Genomic DNA, 7,855 nt, shown 5'->3' with positions numbered 1-7,855 from the left:
GCCGACGCGGCCGTCCCCGCCGGGCGCGTCGCCGTGGTCGGCGCCCGGTGGGCGGCTGCGGGGGCGCCGGCCGCGGGTGCCGGGGCGCCGTCCGCCGGCGAACGCCCCGCGGGCGCCGGTGCGGCGGCCGCTGCCGCGGGCCCCCGGGTCCCTGCGGGCACCGCCGGGTGAGCGGATTGCGGACAACTCCGGGCCGCCCGGCACGCAATCCGGTGCGGCTCTTGATTGCCCGTTACTTCTGGTGAATCGTCAACAAGACCGGCGAAACCGCTCCTTGATAACAGAACGGCAACGGAACTGTCCTGGTTCCGCACGCGCTGGGGATCGGTCTCACATCTCAATATGATGCGTCGGGTCCACACATGTGCAGCGGTGTCACAGGGGGCACCGCTTTGCAGGGCGGGCGGCCATCGGCAGAGCCCGGCCCGGAGGGATCACTCATGTTCCACATGCAGAAGCGGGCTGTCTCCCGCATAGCTACTGTCATGCTCGCGTCCGGAATGGCCGTCTCCGGCGGTCTCTTCGCGGCCGGTGCGGCCTCCGCCGACAACGGCGCGGGGATCACTGCCACGCTGCAGCCGACGCTGCTGAGCGGGTCGGTCGACACCGGCGGCGGCCACGTGATCCAGGGCGGCCTGTTCACGCTGAAGACCGACGACGGCAAGTACATCCAGACGTACTGCATCGACATCGACCACGGCGTGGCCATCAAGGACAAGGTCCACTACCAGGAGTCCGACTGGGCCTCCAGCTCCCTCGGCGCCCCCGGCAAGGCCGAGGCGGCGGGCAAGATCCGCTGGATCCTGGAGCACTCCTACCCGAAGCTCTCCCTCGACGCGGTGAAGACCGCCGCCGGGATCACGGGCGACTTCACCAAGGAGGACGCGGCCGCCGGCACCCAGGCGGCGATCTGGCGCTACTCCGACAACAAGACCGCCGCCACCCCGCTCGACCACGAGGCCAAGCAGCTCACCGAGTACCTCGCGGGCAGCAAGAACACCGGCATCCCGGCGGAGCCCAAGCCCTCGCTGGACCTCGACCCGGCCTCGGTGAGCGGCAAGTCGGGCACCAAGCTCGGCCCGTTCAAGCTCAACAGCGGCGCCGACGAGGTCAAGCTCTCCGTCTCCGGCGACACCTCCGGCGGCAAGGTCAAGCTCCTCGACAAGGACGGCAAGGCCGTCACCGACCTCAAGGGCCCGATCGCCAAGGACACCCAGCTCTTCCTGGACGTCCCCGCCGGCACCGCGGCCGGCTCGGCGACCGTCAACGCCAGCGCCACCACGACCGTCCCCACCGGCCGGGTGTTCCTCAGCGTCGGCTACACCCCGGAGAAGCACAGCCAGACCATGATCCTGGCGGGCTCCGACGAGCTGACCACCGCCAAGAGCGCCAAGGCCACCTGGACGCAGGCCAAGGGCCCGCTGCTGCAGGCCTCCGCCAAGGTCGACTGCACCCAGAACGGTGTCCAGGTCACCCTCACCAACACCGGTGACCAGGACGCCACGGTCACCGTGACCCCCGGCAAGAGCACCGCCGTCCCGGCCGGCAAGACCGTGACCGTGCTCGTCCCGGTCGCCGAGGACGCCAGCTACGACATCAAGGTGACCGGCCCCGGCCTCACCCAGGAGTTCAAGGGCGTCCTGGACTGCAAGACCAGCAGCACCACCGGCGGCGGCACCCCGTCCGGCTCGCCGACCCCGACCCCGACCGGCACCGGCTCGACCACGGGCGGCGGCCTGGCCTTCACCGGTGGCGGCGGTGAGACCCCGATCATCGCCGGTGTCGCCGGCGCCCTCCTGCTGGCCGGCGGTGGCGCCGTCTTCGCCCTGCGCCGCCGCGGCCGCCACGGCCGCACCTCGGCCTGACCCGGCCTCTCCGGGTGTGAGCCGTAGCCACGGCTCCGCCACCTGAACCCGGCCCCGCCCCCGTCGAGCGCGCTTCCGAGCGCGGGGGGCGGGGCCGGGTGCGTTCCCGCAGGTCGGCGGCGGGCGTTCGGGGCGGCGGGCCCGGTGCGGCACAATGGAAGGCTGCAAGCCGAATACTCACGACGACGCCGGAGCGATCTCACGTGGCGGAATACATCTACACCATGCGCAAGGTGCGCAAGGCACACGGCGACAAGGTCATCCTTGACGACGTGACGCTGTCCTTCCTCCCCGGGGCGAAGATCGGCGTCGTCGGCCCCAACGGCGCAGGCAAGTCCACCGTGCTGCGGATGATGGCCGGCCTCGACCAGCCCTCCAACGGCGATGCCTTCCTCTCCCCGGGCTACACCGTCGGCATGCTCCAGCAGGAGCCCCCGCTCGACGAGTCCAAGACCGTCCTGGAGAACGTCGAGGACGGCGTCAAGGAGATCAAGGGCAAGCTCAACCGGTTCAACGAGATCGCCGAGCTGATGGCGACCGACTACTCCGACGCGCTGCTCGATGAGATGGGCAAGCTCCAGGAGGACCTGGACCACGCCAACGCCTGGGACCTCGACGCCCAGCTGGAGCAGGCCATGGACGCCCTGGGCTGCCCGCCCGGCGACTGGCCGGTCACCAAGCTCTCCGGTGGCGAGCGCCGCCGCGTCGCGCTCTGCAAGCTCCTCCTCGAGGCGCCCGACCTGCTGCTGCTCGACGAGCCCACCAACCACCTCGACGCCGAGTCGGTGAACTGGCTGGAGCAGCACCTGGAGAAGTACGCGGGCACCGTCGTCGCGGTCACCCACGACCGGTACTTCCTGGACAACGTCGCCCAGTGGATCCTGGAGCTCGACCGCGGCCGGGCCTTCCCCTACGAGGGCAACTACTCCACCTACCTGGAGACCAAGCAGTCCCGTCTCAAGGTCGAGGGCCAGAAGGACGCCAAGCGCGCCAAGCGGCTCAAGGAAGAGCTGGAGTGGGTCCGCTCCAACGCCAAGGGCCGCCAGGCGAAGTCCAAGGCCCGCCTCGCCCGCTACGAGGAGATGGCGGCCGAGGCCGACAAGATGCGGAAGCTGGACTTCGAGGAGATCCAGATCCCGCCGGGCCCGCGCCTGGGCAGCGTCGTCATCGAGGTCGACAACCTCAACAAGGCCTTCGGCGACAAGATCCTGATCGACGATCTGAGCTTCACCCTCCCGCGCAACGGCATCGTCGGCGTGATCGGCCCCAACGGCGCCGGCAAGACCACGCTGTTCAAGATGCTCCAGGGCCTGGAGACGCCGGACGGCGGCAACGTCAAGGTCGGCGAGACCGTCAAGATCAGCTACGTCGACCAGGGCCGGGCCAACATCGACCCGAAGAAGACCCTGTGGGAGGTCGTCTCCGACGGCCTCGACTGGATCAACGTCGGCCAGGTCGAGATGCCGTCCCGCGCCTACGTCTCCGCGTTCGGCTTCAAGGGCCCGGACCAGCAGAAGCCGGCCGGCGTGCTCTCCGGCGGTGAGCGCAACCGCCTCAACCTCGCGCTCACCCTCAAGCAGGGCGGCAACCTGCTGCTCCTCGACGAGCCGACCAACGACCTCGACGTCGAGACCCTCTCCTCGCTGGAGAACGCGCTCCTCGAGTTCCCCGGCTGCGCCGTGGTCATCTCCCACGACCGCTGGTTCCTGGACCGGGTCGCCACCCACATCCTCGCCTACGAGGGCGACAGCAAGTGGTTCTGGTTCGAGGGCAACTTCGAGTCCTACGAGAAGAACAAGATCGAGCGGCTCGGCGCGGACGCCGCCCGCCCGCACCGCGCCACCTACAAGAAGCTGACCCGCGGCTGACCGTCTGCGGACGGACAGCCGCCGGCAACGCCGGCGCAACAACGGACCGGCAGGCTGCCCCCAGCGGCGGCCTGCCGGCCCCGGCCCGCGCGAGTCATCGCGGGCAACCGAAAGCTGAGGAGAAGTTGGTGGCACGCCACATCTACGACTGCCCGATGCGGTGGTCCGACATGGACGCCTTCGGCCACGTCAACAACGTGGTCTTCCTGCGCTACCTGGAGGAGGCCCGGATCGACTTCATGTTCACCCAGGCCGCCGAGGCCGGCGCCGGGGAGTTCGCGGGCGGTTCCGTGGTGGCGCGGCACGAGATCGAGTACAAGCGGCCGCTGGTCCACCGCCCGGCCCCGGTGACCGTCGAGACCTGGGTCACCAAGATCGGCGGTGCCTCGCTGACCGTCTCCTACCAGATCAAGGACACCCACGACGACGGCACCGAGACGGTCTACGTCACGGCGTCGACCGTCGTCGTCCCCTACAACCTGGCCGAGGGCCGGCCGCGCCGGATCAGCCCGGTCGAGCGGCAGTTCCTGTCCCGCTTCATGGACGAGGCACCGGCCGCCGCCGTGGCCGCCGCCTGAGCCCCGTGGTGCCCCCGACCGTGAACCGAGCGACCTTGTCCGGCGGACCGGCCACCCTCCTCCTCGCCGAGAGCGACGGGGCGGCGGACCTGGCTGCCTTCCTCTCCCGCCTGCTCCGCTTCGACCGCGCGGCGGCGGTCCGGCTGAAGGCCGTGCGGGGCCCCGAGGGCCGCGACGTGCTGGCCGTGTTCGGCCGGCTGCCGCTCGGCTCGTCCGGCGCCATCGCGATCCGCACCGCCCGGCTGGGCACCGGCGGCGACGGCACGACCGGGTCCGACGCGGACCGGGAGGGGCCCGCCGGGTCGGCTCCCGAGATCGACATCGACGTCACCGTCTCCGCAGGGCAGCTGCTCGACGCGGTCGACGCCGCGAGCGGCCGGGTCGCCGTGCCCGCACCGGTCACCGGGCCGGCCTGGGCCGGGCTGCTGCCGCCCCGGGCGGGCTGGCGGCTGATCGGCGAGCCGCCGGTGATCGAGGTGTTCCCCGAGCTGATGGCCGGCGTGCGCGAGTTCCGCGAGCGCAGCGAGGCCGTGCCGGAGCACCACCGCTCCCGTCAGGTGCTGGACGCGCTGGCGGACGAGATCTGGTCCCGCCCGCTCACCGTGCTCCCGGAGCTGCCGCTGCGGGCCGTGCACGCCGCGTACGTCATCGGGTTCCTCAAGCCGGGTGCGCCGCTCACCGTGCACCGCGCGGGCGGCTGGCTGCGGCTCAGTGCCCCGGCCGGTTCCGTCGCCCTGCGCGGGGCGGCCGCCCCCGGGGCGGGTCTGGGCCTCAGCCCGCTGCGCTGAGGCCGCCCCGGCCCGCACGCCCGGTCGCCCGTGGCGGCCGGTCCGGAGTCGGGCCTGCCTGCGCGGCCACGGTGTTCAGCCCACGGTGTTGATCATCGAGGCCGCGGCGTAGGTCAGATAGTCCCAGAGCTGCCGCTCGGCGTCCTCCGGCAGCCCGAGCTCGTCCAGCGCCACCCGCATGTGCTTCAGCCAGGCGTCGTGCGCGGCCCGGTCGACGGCGAAGGGGGCGTGCCGCATCCGCAGCCGCGGGTGGCCGCGGTGCTCGCTGTACGTCCGCGGGCCGCCCCAGTACTGCATGAGGAAGAGCGCGAAGCGCTCCTCGGCGGGGCCGAGGTCCTCCTCCGGGTACATCGGCCGCAGCAGCTCGTCCTGGGCCACCCCCTGGTAGAAGCGGTGCACCAGTCGGCGGAACGTGGCCTCGCCGCCGATTGCGTCGAAGAAGGTCTCCTCGGGAAGCGTCTGCCGGGTCTCGTTCACCCGACCATGGTCGCAGACGGCCCAGGGGGTCGTACACCAGGACCATCGGCGTACGACCCCCTGCGGTGCCCCGGTGCGGCGGGGGCCGCCGGCCCGGCGGCGGTGCTACACGTCGTCCCAGTTGAAGAAGCGCCAGGCGATCACGCAGAGCACGGCCGAGAACGCCAGCAGGCCGCCCATCGCCGGCAGGGCGTCCATAACACCGCCGCCCCGGCTCAGCACGGACTGCGAGGAGGTCACCAGGTAGCGCAGCGGCAGGACCTTGGAGACCGTCTGCAGCCAGCCCGGGGAGCCGTCCAGCGGGAAGAACGCGCCGCCGAGGAACGACATCGGCAGGATGATCATCTGGTTGATGCCGTTGGCCGCCTCCTCGGTCTTGGCCAGTGCACCGGTCACCAGACCGATCGACATGAAGGCGATGGTGGCGCAGAGCACCAGCGGGATGACCAGCCACCACTGGCCGGTCAGCTTCAGTCCGAAGAACGGCATGGTGGCCACCACCAGGAAGATCGCGGTCTGGCCGAGGGCGACCAGCACGCTGACGGCGACCCGCGCCCCGACCACCGCGCCGATGGACACCGGCGCCAGCCGCAGGCGGCGGAGCACCCGCTTGGTGCGCCAGCTGATCAGCGTGAACGACGCCCCGTACATGGCGCCGGAGGCGATCGCCCAGCCGAGCAGGCCGGGGGTGAGGAACTGGATCGACTTCAGCGACTTGTCCTCGACCTGCTCGGTCACCATGGTGAACGCCGGGGGCTTCCCGGAGGCCTGCTGGTTGGCGCCCTGCACCAGGCTGTTCACCACGGCCTGCACGGCGCCGGCCTTGACCTGGTCGCCGGCGCTGATCCGGAGCACCACCTTGCCGTCCGGGCCCTGCTCGACCAGGGCGTCGAGCTTGCCCTTGCGGACCTTGTCCAGCGGGGTCCGCTCGTCGTCGTACTTCGTGATCGTGACGGACTTCTGCAGCTCGGTGCGGGCGTCGCCCTGGACGGCGTCGAGGATCTGGACCTGGCCGACCTGGCCGATGGTCACGTGCGCCGTCCCGGCGTTCTTGAACAGCGCGCCGAAGAGCAGCAGGAACATCAGCGGCATCACCAGGGTGAAGAACAGTGCGCCGCGGTCGCGGACGAAGCCGAGCCACATCGCGCGGCTGAGCCCGACGAAGCTGCTGGCCCGTTCCGTGCCGCCCGGCTCCGGGCGGTCGGCCGGCGGGCGCTCGGTCGCGGTGGGGGTGGTGGCGGTCATGCCCGGTACTCCCGTCCGGTCAGCTGCAGGAAGACGTCTTCGAGCGTGGCCCCGCGGACCTCCAGCCCGCGCAGCGCGTTCTGCTCGGCGAGCACGGACAGCACCGGCGCCGGGAGGCGGGTGGAGACCGCGAGCGAGACGCCGTCGTCGTCCAGCGCGTTGATGTCCGCGCCGGCCGCCGCGAACAGGTCGCGGGCGGTGTCGACCGGCAGCAGGCCGGACTCCACGCTGATCCGCACGGTGTCGTCGATCTCGCGGATCAGCGTCGCGGGGGCGCCCGTCCGCAGCACCTTGCCGTGGTCCATCACCGAGACCCGGTCGCAGAGCAGCTCGGCCTCGTCCAGGTAGTGGGTGGTCAGGACGACGGTGCGGCCCTCGGCGTTGATGTCCCGCAGCAGATCCCACAGGTTGCGCCGGGCCTGCGGGTCGAGCCCGGTGGTCGGCTCGTCCAGGAACACCAGTTCGGGGTCGTGGGCGAGGGCGCAGGCGATGGAGAGCCGCTGCGCCTGGCCGCCGGACAGCTTCTCGGTGCGGATGCCGGCGGACTCGGCGAGCCCGACCCGCTCCAGCATCGCGTCCGCGGTCCTGGCCCCCACGCCGTAGAAGGAGCCGAAGGTGCGGATGGTCTCCCGCGCGGTCAGCCGGTTGAAGAAGGCGGAGGCCTGGAACTGCACGCCGATCCGCGGCAGCAGCTTGCTGTTGCGCGGCCAGGGATTCAGCCCCAGCAGTTCGACACGGCCCTCGTCGGGCTCGCGGATCCCCTCCAGGATCTCGAGCGTGGTCGTCTTGCCCGCCCCGTTCGGCCCGAGGATCCCGTAGAACTCGCCGACCTCGACGTTGAGTGACACCCCGTCGACGGCCTGGACATCCCCGTACCGCTTCCGGACCCCGTCCGCGGATATAGCAGCAGTCATGAGGCATGACAGTAGGCGTTCGGTGCAGGCCGCGCCGGGCATATGTGCAAAACCTGAGGAAACCCCGGTGGAACGCCTCCGGGGACGCCCCGGGACGGCGTCGGCGGGGGCCTTCAGGGC

Annotated in this window: 7 protein-coding genes; 4 read left to right on the top strand and 3 right to left on the bottom strand. The window is 71.4% G+C overall.

Annotation, left to right across the window (positions count from 1 at the left end; genetic code table 11):
* Positions 1–440 precede the first annotated feature (440 nt).
* From ACFV0G_RS30030 to ACFV0G_RS30015, 4 genes are all read left to right on the top strand, one after another.
* A complete protein-coding gene (locus tag ACFV0G_RS30030; protein WP_380554858.1) occupies positions 441–1,865 on the top strand; it encodes a Cys-Gln thioester bond-forming surface protein in 1,425 nt (474 codons plus the stop codon).
* A gap of 203 nt (positions 1,866–2,068) precedes the next feature.
* Positions 2,069–3,733, top strand: a complete 1,665-nt coding sequence (ettA, locus tag ACFV0G_RS30025; protein ID WP_380554856.1) for an energy-dependent translational throttle protein EttA — start codon at positions 2,069–2,071, stop codon at positions 3,731–3,733.
* A gap of 128 nt (positions 3,734–3,861) precedes the next feature.
* Positions 3,862–4,311, top strand: a complete 450-nt coding sequence (locus tag ACFV0G_RS30020; RefSeq protein ID WP_380554854.1) for an acyl-CoA thioesterase — start codon at positions 3,862–3,864, stop codon at positions 4,309–4,311.
* A gap of 20 nt (positions 4,312–4,331) precedes the next feature.
* A complete protein-coding gene (locus ACFV0G_RS30015) occupies positions 4,332–5,099 on the top strand; it encodes a hypothetical protein (RefSeq protein WP_380554852.1) in 768 nt (255 codons plus the stop codon).
* Between the two features lie 75 nt (positions 5,100–5,174).
* Here ACFV0G_RS30015 and ACFV0G_RS30010 read toward each other — a convergent pair whose 3' ends face one another.
* The 3 genes from ACFV0G_RS30010 to ACFV0G_RS30000 all read right to left on the bottom strand — a co-directional run bounded on the left by ACFV0G_RS30010 (position 5,175) and on the right by ACFV0G_RS30000 (position 7,735).
* Positions 5,175–5,576, bottom strand: coding sequence for a globin (locus tag ACFV0G_RS30010; RefSeq protein ID WP_380554850.1), 402 nt, complete (start codon positions 5,574–5,576; stop codon positions 5,175–5,177).
* A 105-nt stretch (positions 5,577–5,681) separates the two neighbouring features.
* Positions 5,682–6,821 carry an ABC transporter permease gene (locus tag ACFV0G_RS30005; RefSeq protein ID WP_380554848.1) on the bottom strand — a complete coding sequence of 380 codons (1,140 nt, stop codon included), beginning with the start codon at positions 6,819–6,821 and terminating at the stop codon, positions 5,682–5,684.
* Positions 6,818–7,735, bottom strand: coding sequence for an ABC transporter ATP-binding protein (locus ACFV0G_RS30000; RefSeq protein WP_380554846.1), 918 nt, complete (start codon positions 7,733–7,735; stop codon positions 6,818–6,820). The genes ACFV0G_RS30005 and ACFV0G_RS30000 overlap by 4 nt, the downstream gene beginning before the upstream one ends.
* Between the last annotated feature and the right edge of the window lie 120 nt (positions 7,736–7,855).

Source organism: Kitasatospora sp. NPDC059571 (genome assembly GCF_042735675.1).
Taxonomy (GTDB): domain Bacteria; phylum Actinomycetota; class Actinomycetes; order Streptomycetales; family Streptomycetaceae; genus Kitasatospora.
The sequence above is the reverse complement of the archived record's forward strand: the minus strand, read 5'-3'. Positions and strand labels throughout refer to the sequence as shown.